14 protein-coding genes are annotated in these 20,538 nt (G+C 73.9%); 5 read left to right on the top strand and 9 right to left on the bottom strand.

The window, feature by feature from the left end; genetic code table 11:
- The first annotated feature begins 41 nt into the window (after positions 1-41).
- Complete coding sequence (treY, locus tag ACQ9ZG_RS27500; protein WP_499281329.1) at positions 42-2,423, top strand: malto-oligosyltrehalose synthase; 2,382 nt, start codon at positions 42-44, stop codon at positions 2,421-2,423.
- A 33-nt stretch (positions 2,424-2,456) separates the two neighbouring features.
- On the opposite strand, the gene ACQ9ZG_RS27495 is transcribed toward treY, so the two are convergent.
- The 4 genes from ACQ9ZG_RS27495 to ACQ9ZG_RS27480 all read right to left on the bottom strand — a co-directional run bounded on the left by ACQ9ZG_RS27495 (position 2,457) and on the right by ACQ9ZG_RS27480 (position 7,024).
- On the bottom strand, positions 2,457-3,593 hold the full coding sequence (locus ACQ9ZG_RS27495) for a cytochrome P450 (protein WP_499281328.1): 1,137 nt from the start codon (positions 3,591-3,593) through the stop codon (positions 2,457-2,459).
- Positions 3,594-3,756: 163 nt separating this feature from the next.
- Positions 3,757-4,323, bottom strand: a complete 567-nt coding sequence (locus ACQ9ZG_RS27490) for a DUF1707 and FHA domain-containing protein (RefSeq protein ID WP_018491631.1) — start codon at positions 4,321-4,323, stop codon at positions 3,757-3,759.
- Between the two features lie 131 nt (positions 4,324-4,454).
- On the bottom strand, positions 4,455-5,582 hold the full coding sequence (locus ACQ9ZG_RS27485) for an alpha-L-fucosidase (RefSeq protein WP_109915432.1): 1,128 nt from the start codon (positions 5,580-5,582) through the stop codon (positions 4,455-4,457).
- Positions 5,583-5,596: 14 nt separating this feature from the next.
- Complete coding sequence (locus ACQ9ZG_RS27480) at positions 5,597-7,024, bottom strand: GH1 family beta-glucosidase (RefSeq protein ID WP_109915436.1); 1,428 nt, start codon at positions 7,022-7,024, stop codon at positions 5,597-5,599.
- Positions 7,025-7,244: 220 nt separating this feature from the next.
- Between ACQ9ZG_RS27480 and treZ the strand changes: the two genes are divergently transcribed.
- Entirely contained in the window at positions 7,245-9,005 is a 1,761-nt protein-coding gene (treZ, locus tag ACQ9ZG_RS27475; RefSeq protein WP_109915433.1) for a malto-oligosyltrehalose trehalohydrolase, read from the top strand.
- 36 nt (positions 9,006-9,041) lie between these two features.
- Here treZ and ACQ9ZG_RS27470 read toward each other — a convergent pair whose 3' ends face one another.
- Positions 9,042-10,181: an aminopeptidase P family protein gene (locus ACQ9ZG_RS27470; protein ID WP_109915434.1), complete on the bottom strand. Its 1,140-nt coding sequence runs from the start codon at positions 10,179-10,181 to the stop codon at positions 9,042-9,044.
- 267 nt (positions 10,182-10,448) lie between these two features.
- Positions 10,449-11,096, bottom strand: a complete 648-nt coding sequence (locus ACQ9ZG_RS27465; protein WP_499281327.1) for a nucleoside/nucleotide kinase family protein — start codon at positions 11,094-11,096, stop codon at positions 10,449-10,451.
- Positions 11,097-11,190: 94 nt separating this feature from the next.
- Here ACQ9ZG_RS27465 and ACQ9ZG_RS27460 point away from each other — a divergent pair, with 94 nt between their 5' ends.
- Both ACQ9ZG_RS27460 and ACQ9ZG_RS27455 read left to right on the top strand, forming a co-directional pair.
- Positions 11,191-11,592: a VOC family protein gene (locus ACQ9ZG_RS27460; RefSeq protein WP_018491637.1), complete on the top strand. Its 402-nt coding sequence runs from the start codon at positions 11,191-11,193 to the stop codon at positions 11,590-11,592.
- Between the two features lie 61 nt (positions 11,593-11,653).
- Complete coding sequence (locus tag ACQ9ZG_RS27455; RefSeq protein ID WP_499281326.1) at positions 11,654-12,907, top strand: low temperature requirement protein A; 1,254 nt, start codon at positions 11,654-11,656, stop codon at positions 12,905-12,907.
- Between the two features lie 424 nt (positions 12,908-13,331).
- Here ACQ9ZG_RS27455 and ACQ9ZG_RS27450 read toward each other — a convergent pair whose 3' ends face one another.
- The 3 genes from ACQ9ZG_RS27450 to tdh all read right to left on the bottom strand — a co-directional run bounded on the left by ACQ9ZG_RS27450 (position 13,332) and on the right by tdh (position 16,596).
- Complete coding sequence (locus ACQ9ZG_RS27450) at positions 13,332-14,255, bottom strand: LysR family transcriptional regulator (RefSeq protein WP_109914520.1); 924 nt, start codon at positions 14,253-14,255, stop codon at positions 13,332-13,334.
- Positions 14,256-14,304: 49 nt separating this feature from the next.
- On the bottom strand, positions 14,305-15,504 hold the full coding sequence (locus tag ACQ9ZG_RS27445; RefSeq protein ID WP_109914521.1) for a glycine C-acetyltransferase: 1,200 nt from the start codon (positions 15,502-15,504) through the stop codon (positions 14,305-14,307).
- Between the two features lie 63 nt (positions 15,505-15,567).
- Positions 15,568-16,596 carry an L-threonine 3-dehydrogenase gene (tdh, locus tag ACQ9ZG_RS27440; protein ID WP_084991414.1) on the bottom strand — a complete coding sequence of 343 codons (1,029 nt, stop codon included), beginning with the start codon at positions 16,594-16,596 and terminating at the stop codon, positions 15,568-15,570.
- Between the two features lie 744 nt (positions 16,597-17,340).
- On the opposite strand from tdh, the gene ACQ9ZG_RS27435 reads away from it, so the two are divergent.
- Positions 17,341-20,373 (top strand): 3-keto-alpha-glucoside-1,2-lyase-like domain-containing protein, encoded by a 3,033-nt coding sequence (locus tag ACQ9ZG_RS27435; protein ID WP_109914522.1) that lies wholly within the window; start codon positions 17,341-17,343, stop codon positions 20,371-20,373.
- The last annotated feature ends 165 nt before the right edge of the window (positions 20,374-20,538 follow it).

Raw genomic sequence — 20,538 nt, 5'->3', positions numbered from 1 at the left:
GGGGTGAGAGAGGCCGCCCCGGGCGGGGTACGTAGAAGGCCATGACGCCCACCGCCACGTACCGGCTTCAGCTCCAGCCCGACTTCCCCTTCCCGGCGGCCGAGAAGGCGGTGCCCTACCTGGCCGCGCTCGGCGTCTCCCACCTCCACCTCTCGCCCGTCCTGGAGGCGGTCCCCGGCTCCCGGCACGGCTACGACGTGGTCGACCACAGCCGCGTACGGGAGGAGCTGGGCGGTGAGGAGGGGCTGCGGAGCCTCGCCGCCACCGCCCGGGAGCACGGGCTCGGGCTCGTCCTCGACATCGTGCCCAACCACATGGCCGCGGCCCCCCGCCACAACCGGCAGCTCTGGGAGGTGCTGAGGGAGGGACGGGCATCGCCGTACGCCCGCTGGTTCGACATCGACTGGGCTGCGGGCGGGGACAAGGTGCTGCTGCCGGTGCTGGCCGGTCCGCTCGGCGGCGAGCTGGACGCCTTCACCGTGGACGCCGGCGCGGCCGTGCTGCGCTACGGCGAGCAGGAGTTCCCGCTGCGGGCGGGAACGGCGGAGCTTCCGCTTCCGGAGCTGCTGGACGCCCAGCACTACCGGCTCGCCTGGTGGCGCCTGGCCCGCACCGAGCTGAACTACCGCCGCTTCTTCACCGTCTCCGAGCTGATCGGCGTCCGCGTCGAGCACCCCGAGGTCTTCGACGCCACCCACGCCAAGGTCCTCGAACTGCTCCGCGACGGCGTCCTGGACGGCCTGCGGATCGACCACCCCGACGGCCTGGCCGACCCCGCGGCCTACCTGGGGCGGCTGAACGAGGCGACCGGCGGCCGCTGGACGGTCGTGGAGAAGATCCTCACCGGCGACGAGCACCTTCCGGCCGGGTGGGCGGTGGCCGGGACGACCGGTTACGACGCCCTGCACCGGATCGACGGGCTCTTCACCGACCCCTCGGGCGCGGCGGAGCTGCTCGGCCGCTACCGGGAGTTCGCGGGTCCGCCCGGCGACCGGGGCGGCTACTGGAAGGCGACCGTCCGCCGGGCCGCCTACCGGGTCGCCACCCATGAACTGGCCTCCGAGACCGCCTGGCTGACCCGGCTCGCGGCCTCCGTCTGCGCCGCCGGCCCGGCCCTGCGCGACCACGCCCCCTGGGCGCTGCGCACGGCGATCCTGGAGCTGCTGGTCCGGATCCCGGTCTACCGCCCGTACGTCACGGCGGGCGCGGTGCCGACCCGGATCGCGGAGGAGACCCTTCCGGACGATGCCGTACGGGACGCGAAGGCGGTGTTCTCCGTGCCGGAGGAGGCCGCCGCGGTCGATGTCGTACGGGATCTGGCCCTCGGGCGGCTGGGCGGCGGGGAGGAACAGGCGGCCTTCTGCGCCCGGTTCGCGCAGACGGCCTCCGCGCTGCACGCCAAGTCGGTGGAGGACACCGCGTTCTACCGGTACGTGCCGCTGGTCTCGGCGACGGAGGTGGGCGGGGACCCGGGACGGCCGGCGGTGTCGGTGCGGGAGTTCCACGCCTTCGCCACCCGCGTCGCCCGGGACTGGCCGGCGACGGGGACGGTGCTGACCACGCACGACACGAAGCGGAGTGCCGATGTACGGGCCCGGATCGCGGTCCTGTCGGAGTGCCCCGACCGGTGGGCGGAGCTGGTGGGCGAGCTGACACAGGCCACACCGGTCGCTTCCCCGGACCCGCAACTCGCCTGGCAGGCCTGGCAGTCGGCCTACGGCTGCGCACCGCTGCCCGCCGGGGAGCTGGGGGCCCGGCTGGAGCCAGCGCTGCTGAAGGCGGTGCGGGAGGCGGGGCTCTTCACCAGCTGGACGGAGCCGGACGCGGCGTACGAGCGGGCGGTGACGGACTTCGTGGCGGCGGGGCCGGGCAGCGCTTCGGGGACGGCCCGGCGGCTGGTGACCGCGTTCGCGGAGTCGCTGGCCCCGCACGTCCGGGCGACGGTGCTGGGGGCGGCGCTGGTGCAGCTGACGATGCCGGGGGTGCCGGATCTGTACCAGGGCACGGAGAGCGAGTACCTGGCCCTGGTCGACCCCGACAACCGGCGCCCGTTCCGGCGGCCGGAGGGTCCGGAGGAGGAGAAGCAGGTGGTGACGGGGGCGGCGCTGCGGCTGCGGCGGGAGCTGCCGGAGGTGTTCGGGGAGTCGGGGACGTACGCACCGCTGACGGCGCGGGGCCCGGCCGCCGGGCACGTGGTGGCGTTCTCCCGGTCCGGCGAGGTGGCGGTGGCGGTGACCCGGCTGTCGCTGCGGCTGGCGGAGGACGGCGGGTGGCGGGACACGGTGGTGGAGCTGCCGGACGGGGGGCCGTGGCGGGACGTGCTGGCCCCCGGGCCCGTGCGGGAGTGGGCGGGGGGCGCGGTGGCGGCGGGCGAGCTGTTCGGCGAGCGGCCGGTGGCGCTGTTGCGGAGGGTACGGGAGTGACGCCGGGGGCCGTGCCGCTCCGGCGGGAGGGGCTCAGGACGGGCGTACGAGCAGGGTCCTCGGCCCCCGGGTGAGCACCCCGCTCGCTGTCGGGCGGAAGCCCTCGGCCCAGCGGATGCGGGGCATCGCCGTCAGCAGGGCCCGCAGGCCGTGTTCGGCCTCCAGCAGCCCGAGGAGGACGGCGGGGCAGCCGGCGGGGCCGCTGAACAGCGGGTCGGCGTCGGTGCGCAGCGGGTCGAACCGGTCCGGGGCGGCGAACCGGGCCGGATCGCGGCCGGCCGCGCCGATGAGGCAGGCGACGGCCTCCCCGGCGGGCAGGGTGCCGCCGCTGACCCGGACCTCGGTGCGGGTGCGGCGCAGCACGATCTGGACGGGCGGGTCCCGGCGCAGCGTCTCGGCCCAGGCCCGGCGGACCAGCATCCCGGCCCCGGCCCCGCCGCCCGCCACGGCGGCCAGCAGGTCGGGGTCGTCCAGCATGTTGGCGAGGAACGAGGCGAGGGCCCGTTCGCGGAGCCCGGCCTGCCGGAGGCAGTCGTCGGATCCGCCGCCGGGCCGGGGCGGGGCGGCGGGGGCCGGGGAGGAGAGCCCCGCTGCGGCACCGGCACCGGCTCCGGCGGGCAGCCAACGGCAGAACTCCCCCACCAGATCCGCCTGGTCGCGCCCGGCTATGCGGCGGGCCAGGACGTAGGCGGCGCGCTCGACCGCGGGGGCCGGTCCGGCGGCGGTGACGGCCGGGGCGGAGGCGGGGACCGGCCCGGCGGAGGCGGCCCGGGGGTCCGGGGTCTCCGCCCGGAGGTCCCGGGTCTCCGGGCGGGGGTCCGGGGTCTCCCGCCCGGCGGGGGCCGTTCCGCCTTGCGGCAGCGGGGTGCAGACCAGGCTCCCCCGGCAGAGCCCCAGTGGCGCCGGGACCGGGCCGCGCGGGGCTCCGTCGTGCGGGTAGCCGGTGAAGCGGGGGTCCGTGAGGGCCAGGACCACGTCCTCGTACCGGCTGAGCAGCCAGGCGCCGAGGCCCGGGTCGTGTCCCAGCGGGAAGTCGGTGCGCAGGACCCGGTAGAGGCGCAGACGGTACGGGTCGGTCGAGGCGCCCGGTTCCAGGATTCCCGGTTGCCCGCCCGCGAGCCGGTGCGGGCGGCGGGCGGTGGGCAGGGCCTCGGAGCGGTCGGCCGGCATCCCTCGTCGCCCCCTGCGGTCGTGGCGTCGGCTGTCGACGCACCTGCGACCAGTGGACCTCCGCCGGGGGCCCGCCGCAGTCGGCGTACGCCCGTTCGGGTGAGGGTGCGGGGCTACGCCCACCGCCGCCGGAGCGCGGGAGCCGGGGAGGCCCGGGCCGTGCTCAGGCGGGCGGGCGCGGGGCGGGGGCGGTGAGGCGGAAGCTCATCCGGCCGAAGCTCACCTGGTCGCCGTCGCGCACCGGGATCGAGCCGACGAGGCGCTGGCCGTTGACGCAGGTGCCGTTGGTGGAGCCGAGGTCGCGCAGCACCCAGCGGCCGTGCTGCACGGTCAGTTCGGCGTGCAGCCGGGAGACCGTCTCGTGGTTGAGGCGCAGCCCGTTGCCCGGGTCGCGGCCGATGAGCAGCGGATGCGGGCCGGGCGCGGGGAGGAGCAGCTTCGGGAGGCGCTCGGTCTGCCAGGCGCGGCGCAGCCGGCCCGGGAAGGCGGATATCCCGCCGACCGCCCGGACGAGCCCCTGCGAGAAGCGGCTGCCGGAGTCCAGGTCCGAGGTGAGTGCCGCCAACTCCTCGGGGCGGCGCGCGGCGAGGGCCAGTTCCATGCGCCGCATGAAGGTGTCGTGGGAGAGCTTGCCCTGTGCGGCACCTTCTCTGAGCACGCCGAGGACACGGTCGCGCTGGGCGTCCGACAGCCGCGCGGGATACGTGTGGAACTCGGGGGACGACGTCACAGGGTCGATTGTCGGGCCGAGGGGGCCGGGGTGTCCAGAAGGGTCCGGGTTCCCGCCCGTTCTGACCTGCGCCGGGGGGCGGTCCGGCGGGCCGGACCGCCGGTCTCCGGGAGGTCCGGGGCGCGTGGGACTCATCGCGGGGGCGGTCCTCCCACGGTCTCCGCCGCGTCCTCCGCCAGCCAATCCAGCCGCAGCCGCTGTTCGGCCGGGATGGTCGCGTCCTCGCCGCGCGGGCCCACGTTCAGCAGCAGGTTCCCGCCGTCGGCCGCCGTGGAGCGGACCAGGGAGGCGAGGGCCTCGCGGCCGATGAAGGCGTCGGGCGGGGAGTTGCGGTTGTAGCCGAAGCTGTGGTCGATGCCCCGGGTGATCTCGTACGGGTCGGAGCCGGTGTACCGGGCGTACTCCGGCGTGCGGAAGTCGAAGGCGGGCGGGGTGCGCGGGACGAACCCCTCGCCCTGGGCCACCGTGCGCCTGTCCCACCAGTTGTAGAGGGACCGGGCGCCCGGCAGGCGGAGTGCCCGCCAGTGCGGGGCGTACGGGAGCAGGCGGTCGTTGACGACGCCGTGGGGGACGGTGAAGCGGTAGTAGTCGGTGAGGGAGCGGATCTCGGCGGCGGAGGCCGGCCAGGCGATGTCGTTCCAGAGGATGTCGGGGCGGTAGCGGCGGATCAGCTCGCGCAGTTGGGCGTCGGCGTAGGCGGGGTAGCTGCCGCGCGGGACGGCGGAGAACATGTCGGCGGCGGTGCCGATGGGCCGGTCGTCGAAGGTCCAGTCGAGCCCGCCGGAGTAGTAGACGCCGAACCGCAGGCCCTCGGCCCGTACGGCTTCGGCGAACTCCCCGACCACGTCCCGGGTGGTGTGCCAGCCGGTGCGGTGCGGGTTCTCGGTCTCGGAGGGCCAGAGGCAGAAGCCGTCGTGGTGCTTGGTGACGAGGACCGCGTAACCGGCGCCCGCCTCGCGGAAGGAGCGCGCCCAGGCGGCCGGGTCCCAGGTGGCGAGCCCGTCCTCGAAGTCGCGGCCGAAGTCGGTGTAGGGGCGGGTGCCGTAGGTGGCGCGGTGGTGGGCGGCGGCCGGGGAGCCGGGGAAGCGGAGGGAGTTCTCGTACCACTCCGCGTACGGGGTCCAGCCGAGCGGCGCACGCCGTCCCGCCGCCGGGAGTCCGGCGGCGGGGACGTGCGGCGGGGCCCAGCCGGGGACGGAGGCGGGTGTCCAGTGAACGAAGATCCCCAGCCGGGCCCGGGACCACCATGAAGCGACCATGGCCGGAGTATTGATCATTCGGAGGGGGCCGCGTAAGCCCCCTCGACCGCCGGATTCCGGTTCTTCCGCCGGCCTTGCTGCATCCGGTCCGGCTTCTGCCGCTTCTGGGCGCGGATCAGGTCGCGGTACCAGGCGTAGGACGCCTTCGGCGTCCTGGCGAGGGTCTCGAAGTCGATGTGGACCAGGCCGAACCGCTGCGACGCGCCCTCCGTCCACTCCACGTTGTCCGTGAGCGACCAGGTGAAGTAGCCCCGCACGTCGACCCCGGCGTCCATCGCCGCGCGCAGGGCGGTCAGGTGGCTCTCCAGATAGGCGATGCGGCGGTCGTCGGCGAGCGGCTCCGCGAGGGCGCAGCCGTTCTCGGTGATGTGGAGCGGCGGGAGGCGGTCTCCGTAGCGGCGGTGGAGCAGGGTGAGGATCTCGGTCAGCCCCTCGGGAACCACGGGCCAGCCGAAGCCGGTCTTCTCGTACCCCTCGATCTCCCTGATGCCGAAGGGGAGTTCGGCGGGCATCGCGAAGCCGGAGAAGGTCTCCAGCGCCTCCGGGCGGGGGGCGCCGACGAGGGTGGGGTTGTAGTAGTTGACGCCGTACCAGTCGAGCGGGGTGGAGATGACCTTGAGGTCGTCCGCCACCGGCCCGGGCATCAGGGCGGCGAGGCCGTCGTCCGGGTAGCGGCCGGTGAGGACGGGGTCCGCGAAGAGCCAGTTGGTGAGGGTGTCGTAGAGCTCCGCCCCGAAGCGGTCCTCGTCCGCGTCCCCCGCCGTCCAGACCGGGGCGTGGGAGAAGGCCGCGCCGATGTTGTCGGCGCCCGCCGCGCGCAGCGCCCGGACGGCGAGGCCGTGGGCGAGGAGCTGGTGGTGGGCGGCGGGGAGGGCGTCGAAGAGGAGGGTGCGGCCGGGGGCGTGCTCGCCCAGGGCGTAGCCGAGCAGGGTGACCTCGGCGGGTTCGTTGATGGTGATCCACATCGGGACCCGGTCCGCGAGCCGTTCGGCGACGATGCCCGCGTACTCCGCGAAGCGGTAGGCGGTGTCCCGGTCGAGCCAGCCGCCCGCCTCCTCCAGCGGGAGCGGGGTGTCCCAGTGGTAGAGGGTCGGGGCGGGGGTGATGCCGTGGGCGCACAGCTCGTCGACGAGCCGGTCGTAGAAGTCGAGCCCGTCCGCGTTGACGGCCCCGCTGCCGCCCGGCACCACGCGCGGCCAGCTGACGGAGAAGCGGAACGCGTCGGCGCCGAGCCCGGCGAGCAGGGCCACGTCCTCGCGGTAGCGGTCGTGGAAGCCGGTCGCGCGGGTGGTGTCGGTGCCGTCCTTGATCCGGCCGGGCAGCGCGGCGAAGGCGTCCCACCCCGAGGGGCCCTTCCCGTCGGCGTCCACGGCCCCCTCGGTCTGGAACGCGGAGGCGGAGGCCCCCCAGAGGAAGCCGGGCGGGAACTGCGGTACGGGCATCTCGGCCTCCATGAGCCGTACGGATGAACGGAACCTGTATGAGCGGGGAGCCGACCGGGCAATGATCAGGACCAGACCTTAATGGCCGGTAACCGGCCGGTTCTAGAGGCGGGCGGTCATGGATGGTGGTGAGCCGGGCGCGGGGCCTGCCTCCGGACTGCGGGGGGCGGCCTGACGGTCTGTTACGAGCGTGGCGGACGTTACGGACGAGGAGTGGTGGATGCGGTTCGAGGTGTGGGCCCCCGAGGCGGACACGGTCGTGCTGGAGGCGGCGGAGGTCCGGTATCCGATGGAGCGCGACCCGCTGCGGGAGGGGTGGTGGGGCGCGGAGGCGGAGGCGGCGGACGGGGACCGCTACGGATTCCGGGTGGACGACGGGCCACTGCTGCCGGACCCCCGTTCGCGCCGCCAGCCGGACGGGCCGGACGGGACGAGCGCGGTGGTCGACCAGGGGGCGTACGCCTGGCGCACCGGGTGGGCGGGGCGGCGGCTGAACCGTGCCGTGCTGTACGAGCTGCACGTGGGGACGTACACCCCGGAGGGCACCTTCGACGCGGCGGCGGAGCGGCTGGGCCATCTGGCGGAGCTGGGGATCACCCATGTGTCGCTGATGCCGGTCTGTCCGTTCCCGGGCGTCAACGGGTGGGGGTACGAGGGGGTCTCGCTCTGGGCGGTGCACGAGCCGTACGGCGGACCGGAGGGGCTCAAGCGCTTCGTCGACACGGCCCACGGGCTGGGGCTCGGGGTGGTCCTGGACGTGGTCCACAACCACCTGGGCCCGTCCGGCAACTATCTGCCCGCCTTCGGCCCGTACTTCACCGACACCCACCACACCCCGTGGGGCGCGGCGGTCAATCTGGACGCCCCGGGCTCGGACGAGGTGCGGGACTTCCTGGTCGGCAGCGCGCTGGCCTGGCTGCGGGACTACCGCCTGGACGGGCTGCGGCTCGACGCGGTGCACGCGCTGGCCGACACCCGGGCGCTCACCTTCCTGGAGGAGCTGTCGACGGCGGTCGACGCGCTCGCGGCGGAGCTGGGCCGGCCGCTCGGCCTGATCGCGGAGTCCGACCTCTGCGACCCGCGGACGACCACCCCGCGTACGGCGGGCGGCCTCGGGCTGCACGCCCAGTGGAACGACGACTTCCACCACGCCCTGCACACCGCGCTCACCGGCGAGTCCCAGGGCTACTACGCGGACTTCGCCCGCGCCCCGCTCGCCGCCCTGGCCAAGACCGTGACCTCGGTCTTCTTCCACGACGGGACCTTCTCCAGCTTCCGGGGCCGCAGCCACGGCCGCCCGGTCGACGTCTCCCGCTCCCCCGCCCACCGCTTCGTCGGCTACGCGCAGACCCACGACCAGATCGGCAACCGGGCCCTCGGCGACCGCCTCGCCGCCTCCCTCTCCCCCGGCCTCCAGGCGTGCTCGGCGGCCCTGGTGCTGACCGGGCCGTTCACGCCGATGCTCTTCATGGGCGAGGAGTGGGGGGCGCGCACCCCGTGGCAGTTCTTCACCGACCACACCGATCCGGAGCTGGCGGAGGCCGTACGCAACGGCAGGCGGCGGGAGTTCGGCGCGCACGGGTGGGCGGAGGAGGAGATCCCGGACCCGCAGGACCCGGCGACCCGCGACCGCTCGTGCCTCGACTGGACCGAGCCGGAGCGCGGACCGCACGCGCGGTTGCTCGCCTGGTACCGCGAACTCATCGCGCTGCGGCGGGCGTTGCCCGACCTCCACGATCCGGACCTGGCGTCGGTGAAGGTCGCCTACGACGAGGACGCCCGCTGGTTCGCGTACCGCAGGGGCGATGTGCGGGTCGCGGTCAACCTGGCGGGCCGGCCGGTGGCGATCCCGCTGGGTCTCGGGCGCCACCGCCGGTCCGGCGGACGGGTGCTGGCGGCCTGGCAGCCGGTGGAGGCGCCGGGGGCGGACGGGGTGCTGCGGCTGCCGCCGGAGTCGTGCGTGGTGCTGGCGGACGAGTGAGGCCGGGCGGAGGACGGAACTCCCTCCGCCGGTCGGCTACTCCACGATCGCCAGCTCGCGCGCGGTGGCGTTGAGGCGGCGGCCGCCGTCCTCGGTGACGGTCACGATGTCCTCGATCCGGACCCCGAAACGGCCGGGGAGATAGATGCCCGGCTCGACGGAGAAGCACATCCCGGGGACGAGCGGCTGCTCCTCGCCCTCGATCATGTAGGGCGGTTCATGCGTGGTGACGCCGATGCCGTGGCCGGTGCGGTGGATGAACCGCTCGCCGTAGCCGAACTCGGTGATCACCGCCCGGGCGGCCCGGTCGATCTCCTGGCAGGCGACCCCGGGCCGCACGGCGGCGCACCCCGCCTGCTGGGCCTCGCGGACGATGTCGTGGACCCGCTGCTCCTCGGCGGTGGGCTCACCGACATGGACCGTACGGGAGGTGTCGGAGCCGTAACCGTGCTTCAGGCCGCCGAAGTCCAGGACGACCATGTCGCCGCGCTCGATGGTGCGTTCCCCCGCCTCGTGGTGCGGGTTGGCGCCGTTGGGGCCGGAGCCGACGACCGTGAAGTCGACCTGGGAGTGGCCGAAGTGCCGGAGCAGCGCGGCGAGATCGGCGGCCACGTCGGCCTCCCGGCGCCCCGAGAACCGCACCTTCAGGATCTCCTCGTACGTGGCGTCCGCCGCCGCCCCCGCCGCCGCCAGCCGCTCCAGCTCGGCCGCGTCCTTGACCGCCCGGAGCATCGGGAGCGCCTCGGTGAGGGCGGTGTACGCGGTGCCGGGCAGCGCCCGCTGGAGGCCGAGGAGGTGCATCGCCCAGGCGTTGTCGCTGACGGCGAAGCGGCCCCGGTCGCCGAGGAGCGGGGCGGTGACCGCGTAGGGGTCCGTGCCGTCGGTCCAGTCCCGCAGCGCGAGGGCGGGCGCCCCGGTGGCGGCCGCCGCGTCGGGGGCCTCCAGGGTCGGGACGACCAGGACCGGTTCCTCGCCGGGCCGCAGGACGAGGAGGGTGAGGCGTTCGGTGGAGACGGGTTGGTAGCCGGTCAGATGGACGAGGTCGGGGCCGGGCGCGACGACGACCCCGGCCAGCCCGTCCGCGGCGGCGGACTCGGCGGCCCGCGCCATCCGGGCCCGGTAATCCTCGGTGGTGAAGGGGACGGGGGGCGGCGCGGGCTGGTTCGGGCTGGACATCAGGCCTCCTGGGGTGAGGACCGGCGCGGGGCACGGCTCCCTGCATCCTGCCCGCCGGGCGGGGTGCCGACCAGCCACGATCAGGCCGGTACGTGGGGGCCGGTGGGCGCCCGTACGTACGGTCGGACCTTTGCGCGCACGGTCCGGTCGGTGCCCGTCGGTCGGGCCTATACGCGTACGGTCCGGTCGGTGCCCGTACGTACCGGTCGGACCTTTGCGCGCACGGGTCCGGTCGGTGCCCGCGTACCGAAGCCGTCGGCCGTCCGGTCACGACGGCAGCCGCACCGCCACGTCGGCCCGGTCCCGGCCGCTCTCCACCAGGCGGGCGTTCGCCTCGTCCGAGCGCTCCACCCACGCCCGGGCGTACGCCGGAGGCTTCCCGTACCGCACATGGCGCTCGACGAGCCGCCGCACCCGGACCTCCGGGTCGAGGTCGAGGTACCAGACCTCGTCCAGCAGCCCGCGCACCGGCGTCCAGGGCTCCACGTCGAGCAGCAGGTAGTTGCCCTCGGTGATGACGAGCGGGACGTCCGGGGCGATCGGCAGGGCCCCGGCGACCGGCTCCTCCAGGGCCCGGTCGAAGGCGGGGGCGTACACGGGGTGGACCGGGTCGGGGTCGCGCAGCCGCCGCAGGAGCGCCGCGTACCCCGGCGCGTCGAAGGTGTCGGGGGCGCCCTTGCGGTCGGCGCGGCCGAGGCGGTCCAGTTCGGCGGCGGCGAGGTGGAAGCCGTCCATGGGGACGAGGGCGGCGCGCCCCTCCAGGGTCTCGGCCAGCCGTCGCGCCAGGGTGGACTTGCCGGCGCCGGGCGGCCCGACGATGCCGAGGACGCGGCGCGCCCCGGTTCCCGCCAGGCGGCGGGCCCGGTCGGTCGCGGGGGTGAGGGCGGCGGCTCCGGTGAGGTCCAGGAAGTCCATGCGGGGCATTGTGCGGGGGCTGGGGCCGGAAGCGTTAGTGTTACGTATAACTAACGCGTTGCGCACCACTGCTTCCCGAGCCTCTGGAGGGCCCGTGTCCCACATCGCCCTGGTCACCCTGGTCGTCCGCGACTACGACGAGGCGGTCGCCTTCTACCGCGACGCGCTCGGCTTCGACCTGGTGGAGGACACCGACCGGGGCGACGGTTCCCGCTGGGTGGTCGTGCGCCCGCGCGGGGCGGCGGACGGTACGGGGCTGCTGCTCGCCCGTGCGAAGGACGGGGCGCAGGAGGCGAGCGTGGGGGCGCAGACCGGCGGGCGGGTCGGCTTCTTCCTGCACACGGAGGACTTCGCGGCCGACCACGCCCGGATGAGCGCGGCGGGGGTGCGCTTCCTGGAGGAGCCCCGGCACGAGACGTACGGCTCGGTCGCGGTCTTCGAGGACCTGTACGGCAACCGCTGGGATCTGCTGCAGCCGGCTCCGGCCCGGTCCTGAACCGTCTCCATTCGGCCCACAGCCGAGGCGCGGCCGGACGCCCTGCGCCGACGATGGGGCCATGGAGTCGACGGAGAGCGCCGCACCGGCCCCGGCCGAGCGGCACGCCGGGTGGAACGAGCTGTTCTTCGACCTGGTCGTCGTCGCCGGGGCGGGGCAGCTGGCGCATCTGCTCCACGACGGCCCGGACCCGGCGGACCTCGCCCTGTACGCGGTCCTCTATCTGGCCTTCTGGACCACCTGGGCCGGGTTCGCCGTCTACGGGGACATCGCGGCCTCCGAGACCCGGGTCCGTACGCTGCTGGTCGCGATGTTCGGCATGGCCGTGATGGCGGCCTCCGTGCACACCGTGCAGACCGGCCACGCGGCCGCCTTCGTGATCGCCTATGTCGCGCTGCGCTGGCAGGCGGGCCGTATCTGGCAGCGGGGCAGCATCGTCGTGGACTGGCCGCTGGCCCAGTTCGGTTCGGGTGCGGTGCCCTGGCTCGTCTCGCTCTTCGTGGACGCGCCGCTGCGGTACTGGCTCTGGGCCCTGGGCATCGCGCTGGACATCGTCACCCTGCTCGTCTCCACACGTGACCGCACCCTGCGCCGGGCCCACGAGCGGGCGGCGCACCGGCGCGACGGCCGCCCGCCGCCGGGCCCCGCCCACGGCCCGGCCGCCGGACCGCCCCGCCTCAGCGAGTCCCGGATCGACGCCGCGCACATGGGTGAGCGGCTGGGGCTGTACGTGATCATCGTGCTGGGCGAGGGCGTCATCCAGATCATCGGCGCCGCGTCCGAACGGGACGACTGGGACGGGCCGCTGGCCGCCACCGGGCTCGGGGCCTTCGGCCTGCTGGCCGGGATCTGCACGCTGAGCCTGCTCTACGGCACCAACGGCATCCCCCATCTGCGCAGGGGCGCCCTCGCACCGAGGCTGGCGATGCTGCTGCACGCCGTGATGACCGGCTTCCTGGTGGCGCTGGCCACCGCGCTGGGCTCGGCCATCACGCACGTCGACGACGTCCTGCCCCGGGGCCAGCACTGGCTGCTGTGCGGGGCGGTCGCCGGATACTTCGCGGCGGGCCTCGTCGCGGCGCTGCCCCTGGCGGACCGGTCCGACCGGGCGTGGCTGCTGGGGTGGGCGCTGCCCTGCCTGGCCGTGTCACTGGCGCTCGCCCCGCTCGGGGAGCGGCTGCCGGCCTGGGCCACGATCTGGATCCTGGTGGCCCTGGTCTGCTGGCAGATCCTGTACGACCCGGGGCGGGCGGGGAAGCCGCAGTCGGGGCGGCACTGGAGGGGGAGGATCCGGCGTACGGCGCGCGTGGCGTGAGGCGAGAGCGGTGCTCTGGGGAGCGGACGGCGCTCGGGGGCCAAAGCGGTGCTCCGCCGCCCGAGCGGCGCCCAACCGGCGGGACGGCGAGCGGCGCTCCAGGGGGCGAGCGGTGCTCCGTTGCCTGAGCGGCGCTCAACCGGCGGGACGGCGAGCGGTGCCCCAGGAGGCGAGCGGAGCTCCGCCGCCCGAGCGGCGCCCAACCGGCGGGATGGCGCTCAGGCGCCAGGGCGGCGCTCCGACGCTCGGGCGGTGCTCGCGGCTGTGAGCAACGCTCACCGGGGCAGCGCCCACCAGGGCAACGCTCACTGGAGGGAGCGGCGCCCGCAGCGGAGAGCGGCGCTCACCCGGGGCGGCGCTCAGAACCGCAGCCACCGCTCTCCCTCAAGAGCACCGCTCTCCCCCCAACACACACGAGCACCGCTCACGCCCGTGCCAGCCCCGCTTCCCTGACCGCCACCGCCTCCATCGCGTCCAGCACCGGCCGGATCAGCGGGTGGCCCTCGGCGCCCTGGCGTACGGCCGCGAAGACGCGGCGGGTGGGGGTGCTGCCCTCCACCGGGCGGACGACCACGCCCGTCAGCTCCATCCCGCGCAGCGCCGAGCGCGGCACCAGCGCCACCCCCGCGTCCGCCCCGGCCAGCGCCACCACCGCCCGGAAGTCGTCCGACGCGTGCTCGAAGCGTGGGGCGAAACCGGCGTGCTCGCAGGCCAGGACCACCACGTCATGGCAGGGGTTGCCCGGGTACGGGCTGATCCACGGGTCCTTCGCCAGGTCCGCGACCGCCACCTGGTCCTGGTCCGCGAGGCGGTGGTCCACCGGGAGGACCGCGTCGAACGGCTCCGAGTAGAGCGGGACCCTGGTCAGCCGGCGGTCGTCCTCGGCGGGGGCGCCCCGGTATTCGACGGCCACCGCCACGTCGACCTGGCGGTCCAGCACCATCGGGACGCTGGCGTCGCCCTCCGCGTCCTGGACCTTGACCCGGATGCCGGGCGCGGTGCGGGCCAGCTCGGTGAGGGCGGGGGCGAGGACGAGGCCGATGCCGGTGGCGAACGCGGCGACCGTGACCGTACCGGCGACGCCCGCGCCGTACTCCGCCAGCTCGGCCTCCGCCCGCTCCAGCTGGGCCAGGACGACGTTGGCGTGGCTGAGCAGGATCTCCCCGGCGGCGGTGAGCCGGGCGCCGCGCGCACCCCGCTCGACGAGCCGGTGACCGGTCTCCTGCTCCAGGGCGGCGAGCTGCTGGGAGACGGCGGAGGGGGTCAGATACAGGGCGGCGGCGGCCGCGGTCACGGTGCGGTGGTCGGCCACCGCACGGAGGATTCGCAGCCGCCGCGCATCGATCATGTGCCCATTGTCCCAGGTCGCGACGGCGGCCCGGACCTGGTGGAACGGGTTACGCCTCCGCCTCCAGGGCCGCCCGCGCGTCGACGAAGGCGTCCACGGCCCGGTTGACGTCGGCGGTGGAGTGGGCGGCGGAGAGCTGGACGCGGATGCGCGCGGCCCCCTGCGGGACGACCGGGTAGGAGAACCCGATCACGTACACGCCACGCTCCAGGAGCAGCTCCGCCATCCGGCCGGCCTTCGCCGCGTCCCCGATCATGACGGGGGCGATGGCGTGGTCGCCGGGGAGGATGTCGAAGCCCTCCTCGGTCATCCGGGTGCGGAAGAGCGCGGTGTTGGCGTTGAGCTGGTCGCGCAGGTCGCCGGCGGACTCCAGCAGGTCGATGACCTTGAGCGACGCGGCCGCGATGACCGGGGCGAGGGAGTTGGAGAAGAGGTACGGGCGCGAGCGCTGGCGCAGCAGGGCGACGATCTCGGCGCGGGCGGCGACGTAACCGCCGGAGGCGCCGCCGAGCGCCTTACCGAGGGTGCCGGTGATGATGTCGACCCGGTCCATGACACCGTGCAGCTCGGGCGTGCCGCGGCCGCCGGGGCCGACGAAGCCGACGGCGTGGGAGTCGTCGACCATGACCATGGCGTCGTAGCGGTCGGCCAGGTCGCAGATCTCCTGGAGCGGCGCCACGTACCCGTCCATGGAGAAGACGCCGTCGGTGACGATCAGGCGGCGGCGGGCGCCGGACGCCTCCTTGAGCTGCTTCTCCAGGTCGGCCAGGTCGCGGTTGGCGTACCGGTGGCGCTGGGCCTTGGAGAGGCGGATGCCGTCGATGATCGAGGCATGGTTGAGGGCGTCGGAGATGACCGCGTCCTCGGGGCCGAGGATCGTCTCGAAGACCCCGCCGTTGGCGTCGAAGCAGGAGGAGTAGAGGATCGTGTCCTCCTGGCCGAGGAAGGCCGAGAGGCGCTGCTCCAGCTCCTTGTGGACCTCCTGGGTGCCGCAGATGAAGCGGACCGAGGCGAGTCCGTACCCCCAGCGGTCGAGCGCTTCGTGGGCGGCGGCGATGACCTCGGGGTGGTCGGCCAGGCCCAGGTAGTTGTTGGCGCAGAAGTTCAGCACCTCACCCGGGCGGCCGCCCGCGGTGACGGCGACGGTCGCGGACTGCGGGGTGCCGATCACGCGCTCGGGCTTGTGCAGCCCGGCGGCGCGGATCTCGTCGAGGGTGGTGCGCAGGTCGTCGCGTACGGAGTCGAACATGCTGGATTCCTTCGAAGGGATGCGAGAAGAGGTTCGAGGAGATGCGGAAAGAGGTTCGACGGGTCAGGCGGTCCAGTCGAGGATGACCTTGCCGCCGAGGCCGCTCGCGGCGTCGTCGAACGCCGCCTCGAAGTCGCGGAATCCGTACCGGCCGGTGATGACGGGGGCGAGGTCGAGGCCGCCCTCCAGCAGGACGGACATGGCGTACCAGGTCTCGAACATCTCGCGGCCGTAGATCCCCTTGATCGTGATCATCGAGGTGACGATCCGGGACCAGTCGACGGCGAACTCCTCGGCGGGCAGGCCGAGCATCGCGATCCGGCCGCCGTGCGTCATGTTGGCGACCATGTCGCGCATCGCCTCGGGGCGGCCGGACATCTCCAGGCCGATGTCGAAGCCCTCGCGCAGCCCCAGCTCCCGCTGGCCGTCCGCGATGGTGCGGTCCGCGACGTTGAGGGCGAGGCTGACGCCGACCTTGCGGGCCAGGGCGAGACGGGCCTCGCTGACGTCGGTGATGACGACGTTGCGGGCCCCGGCGTGCCGGGCGACGGCGGCGGCCATGATGCCGATCGGCCCGGCGCCCGTGATCAGGACGTCCTCACCGACCAGCGGGAAGGAGAGCGCGGTGTGCACGGCGTTGCCGAACGGGTCGAAGATCGCCGCGATGTCCAGGTCGACGGGGACCCGGTGCACCCAGACGTTGGAGGCGGGCAGGACCACGTACTCCGCGAACGCCCCGTCCCGGCCGACGCCCAGGCCGACGGTGGAGCGGCAGAGGTGGCGGCGGCCGGCGAGACAGTTGCGGCACTTGCCGCAGACCAGGTGGCCCTCGCCGCTGACCAGGTCGCCCACCGCGATGTCGGTGACGTCGGAGCCGATCGCCGCGACCTCCCCGACGAACTCGTGACCGAGGACCAGCGGGGTGGTGACCGCCTGCTGGGCCCAGCCGTCGTAGGCGCGGATGTGCAGGTCGGTGCCGCAGATCCCGGTACGCAGGACCTTGATCAGGACGTCTCCGGGGCCGTGCTCCGGCTCCGGCACGTCCATCAGCCACAGTCCCGGTTCGGCCTTCTGCTTGACGAGTGCCTTCACGGCTGCGGCTCCCTGCACATGGGTGGTACGCGGGTGGTGGATACCCCGGGCCTGGGGGCCTGTCGGAGGAGCCCTGCGGCCCGGGGCGGTCTGGGGGTCCCCGTCACGCTCTCTCGTTACGGGGGTGGGTACGGCCGGACGGGACGGAGCACGCGGAACGGGTCGGGCCCGTCCGTGCGGCTCCACGCACCGCCACCGGCCGTCACCGAGAAGGCTGCCGTACGGCGGGGTGCCAGGTCCATCGAGGATTTCTTAAGCACGGTCGCAGGAGATCTTCACACCTGGCCGTGGCTTCACCGACCGCTGGCGCGCATCAGCCTTCGTTCCTGCGGCCCCGGCTCACCCGAACGCCACGGTTTCCCCCCTGCTCGCCCCCGCTCGCCTCGACGCCGTGCCGATTCCGGGTCCGGCCCGGGGGGGGCGCCGGGGTTCGGCGCAGGTCAAGGCCGTCGCGCCGTCCAGGGATGCGTAACAGGCCGCGGAAGAAGGGGAGTTCGACCTTTGATCGAGGACCGGCAAACTTTGAACACAGTGATGACGAAGTATGGACGTCACCGGCAGAAGCCTCCTACTGTTTCGGTCGCACCAGGCCGAGTCGCGCGCGATCGAGCCGCACCATGCCGAACCGCACCATGCCGAACCGCACGCGACCGACCCGCACGAGCCGAACGTTCACCCCCGGGCGCCGGGTGGCCCCACCCACCGCCGCGACGTGCCCCTCGCTGCGAGGGGCCAGGAGGAAGAATGCATCCACGGCCGTTCCACCGCCTCCGCAGACGCACCCCCCACGGGCGCCGACCGCTCCGCAGGCACCTCACCGGCCTGCTCGCCGCCTCGTTCCTGGTCGGCGCCCTCACCGCCGCACCGGCCACGGCGGCCCCGCCGTCCCCGGCCGCCGAACTGCCGCCGCAGGAACCGGGCGTGACCCTGCGCGTCTTCGATGTCCAGGTGCCCCTGGACGAGTTGTGCGACATCAAGGCGGGCCAGACGCCCAACGTCGACAAGCTGATGCCGCTGATCGACTGGGACGCGCCGGAGGACTTCGGCTTCGAGGACCGGTTCGTCTCCCAGGTGACCGCCAACATCCATGTGCCCGAGGACGGTTCGTACGCGTTCCGGCTCACCAGCGACGACGGGTCGCGGCTGCTGATCGACGATCAACTGGTCATCGACCACGACGGGTTGCACGGCGCCGAACCGAAGGACGGCACGGTCACCCTCGCGGCGGGCCACCACGCCCTGCGCATCGACCACTTCGACCGCACCGGCGGCCAGCAGGTCACGCTGGCCTGGCAGCCGCCGGGCGCCGGCGGTTTCACCGTCGTCCCCGAGTCCGTGCTGACGACCGACGCCGATGTCGTACGGGTGACGGCCCCGGGCCGCAAGGAGTGCGAGGGCGCGCTCGACTCGCCCGGCGACGGGCTGCCACTGGGCGGTGTCCACCCGGACTACGCGCTCACCGATCTGCGCCCCGACGGGTTCGAGCCGCAGGTCTCCGCCATGGACTGGCTGCCGGACGGGCGGCTCGCGGTGGCCACGTGGGGCGGTACGGACAACGAGACCGGCGAGGTCTATCTCCTCGACGGTGTGCGGGGCGAGACCGGCCCGGACCAGGTGGAGGCGAAGAAGGTGGCCGAGGGGCTCAAGGAGCCCATGGGCATCAAGGCCGTCGACGGGAAGCTCTATGTCTCGCAGAAGCACGAACTCACCGAGCTCACCGACACCGACGGCGACGACGTCACCGACGAGCGGCGGACCGTGGCCACCTGGCCGTACGGCGGCAACTTCCACGAGTTCGCCTTCGGCCTGCTCTACCGGGACGGCCACTTCTACCTCAACCTCTCCGTGGCGATCGACTACGGCGGCGCGACGACGGACCCGCAGCCGGCGGAGAACCGCGGCACGACCATCAAGGTGAACAAGGAGACGGGCGAGGTCAGTTACCTCGCCGGGGGTTTGCGGACGCCCAACGGCATCGGCTGGGGTCCGGAGAACGACCTCTTCGTCCTGGACAACCAGGGCGGCTGGCTGCCCTCCTCCAAGCTGGTCCACATCAAGCAGGACCGCTTCTTCAACCACTACACCAACCCGACCGGCCCCTTCGACGCGAAGCCCGTCACCAAACCGGTGCTCTGGCTCCCGCAGAACGAGATCGCCAACTCGCCTTCCACGCCGCTTCAGTTGAGCGAAGGCCGGTTCGCCGGGCAGCTGCTCTTCGGGGACGTGACGTACGGCGGGATCCAGCGCGCCTACCTGGAGAAGGTCCACGGCGAGTACCAGGGCGCGGTCTTCCGCTTCACCCAGGGCCTGGAGGCCGGCGTCAACCGGATCAGCATGGGCCCGGACGGCGCGATCTACGCGGGCGGGCTCGGCGCGGGCGGCAACTGGGGTCAGGAGGGCAAGCTGACGTACGGGCTCCAGAAGCTCACCCCCAGCGGCGACAAGGCGTTCGACATCCTGGCGATGCGGGCGAAGCCCGGCGGCTTCGAGCTGGAGTACACCGAGCCGCTCTCACAGGAGACGGCGGCGAGGCTCGCCGAGAGCTACCGGGTCGAGCAGTGGACGTACGCGCCCACCCCGGCCTACGGCGGCCCGAAGATCGACGAGGAGACCCTGGAGGTCGGCTCGGCGACGCTGTCCGAGGACGGAAAGAAGGTCACGCTCGCCCTCCCCGGCCTCAAGCCGAACCGCGTCGTCCACGTCCGCTCCCCGCGCCCCTTCGCCTCCGCCAGCGGCGCGGAGCTGTGGTCGACGGAGGCCTGGTACACGCTCAACTCCCTTCCCGGGGACCAGCCTCCGCCCACCCTGTACGAGGCGGAGGAGGCCGCTCTCACCGGCGGCGCGGGCGTCGACACCGAGCACGCGGGCTACTCGGGCGGCGGCTTCGTCGACAACTTCGGCAACGAGGGCGCGGCCGTCACCTTCGACGTGCGGACGGAGAAGGCCGGGACGTACGACGTCGGCCTGCGCTACTCCAACGGCCCGGACCCGGCCCCCGGCACCAAGACCATCAGCGTCCACGTCAACGGCACGAAGGTCCGGCAGACGAGCCTGGCCTCCACCACCGACTGGAAGACCTGGGCCACGAAGAACGAGCAGCTGGAGCTGGAGGAGGGCCGCAACACCGTCACGTACTCCTACGACAGCGGCGACACCGGCCATGTGAACCTCGACATGATCGCCGTCCACCCCGAGGGCGCCCGCATCCAGCTCTTCGACGGCACCGACCAGGCCGGCTGGCAGCACCCGGACGGCCGGGCACCCCAATGGCCGGTGAGCAACGGGGAGATGGAGATCAAGGACGGCGACCTGCGCACCAAGCAGGGGTTCGAGGACTTCCGCGTCCATGTGGAGTTCTGGCTGCCGAACCTCCCGCCGGACGTCACCGGCCAGGACCGCGCCAACAGCGGCGTCTACCTCCAGGAGCGGTACGAGGTGCAGATCCTGGACTCCTACGGTGACGACACCCTGGCCGACAACGAGGCCGGGGCGATCTACACGAAGAAGGCCCCGGACGTGAACGCGGCCACCCCGCCCGAGACCTGGCAGACGTACGACATCACCTTCCGCGCCGCCCGCTTCGACGCGGCGGGCAACAAGACGGAGGACGCCAGGATCAGCGTCGTCTGGAACGGCGTGACCGTCCACGACGACGTGGCGGTCGACGGCCCGACCGGCGGCGGAGCGGCCGAGGCGGCGACGGCGGGGGCCATCAGGCTCCAGGACCACGGCAGCAAGATCCGCTACCGGAACGTGTGGGTGGAGCCGCTGACGTGAGGGCGTAAGACGTAGGGCGTAGGGCGTAAGCGCTCCATGCAGGGGGGGGCGGTGGCCACGGGCCGCCGCCCCCCTCGGCGCAGAGCCCACTACCGCCGCTGCAGCAGGTACACCATCCACGTCACGGCCACCGAGCCCGCGGTTCCGGCGGCGCCGATGCAGGCC

The sequence above is a fragment of the Streptomyces araujoniae genome, assembly GCF_050871195.1.
Classification (GTDB): domain Bacteria; phylum Actinomycetota; class Actinomycetes; order Streptomycetales; family Streptomycetaceae; genus Streptomyces; species Streptomyces bacillaris.
The sequence above is the reverse complement of the archived record's forward strand: the minus strand, read 5'-3'. Positions and strand labels throughout refer to the sequence as shown.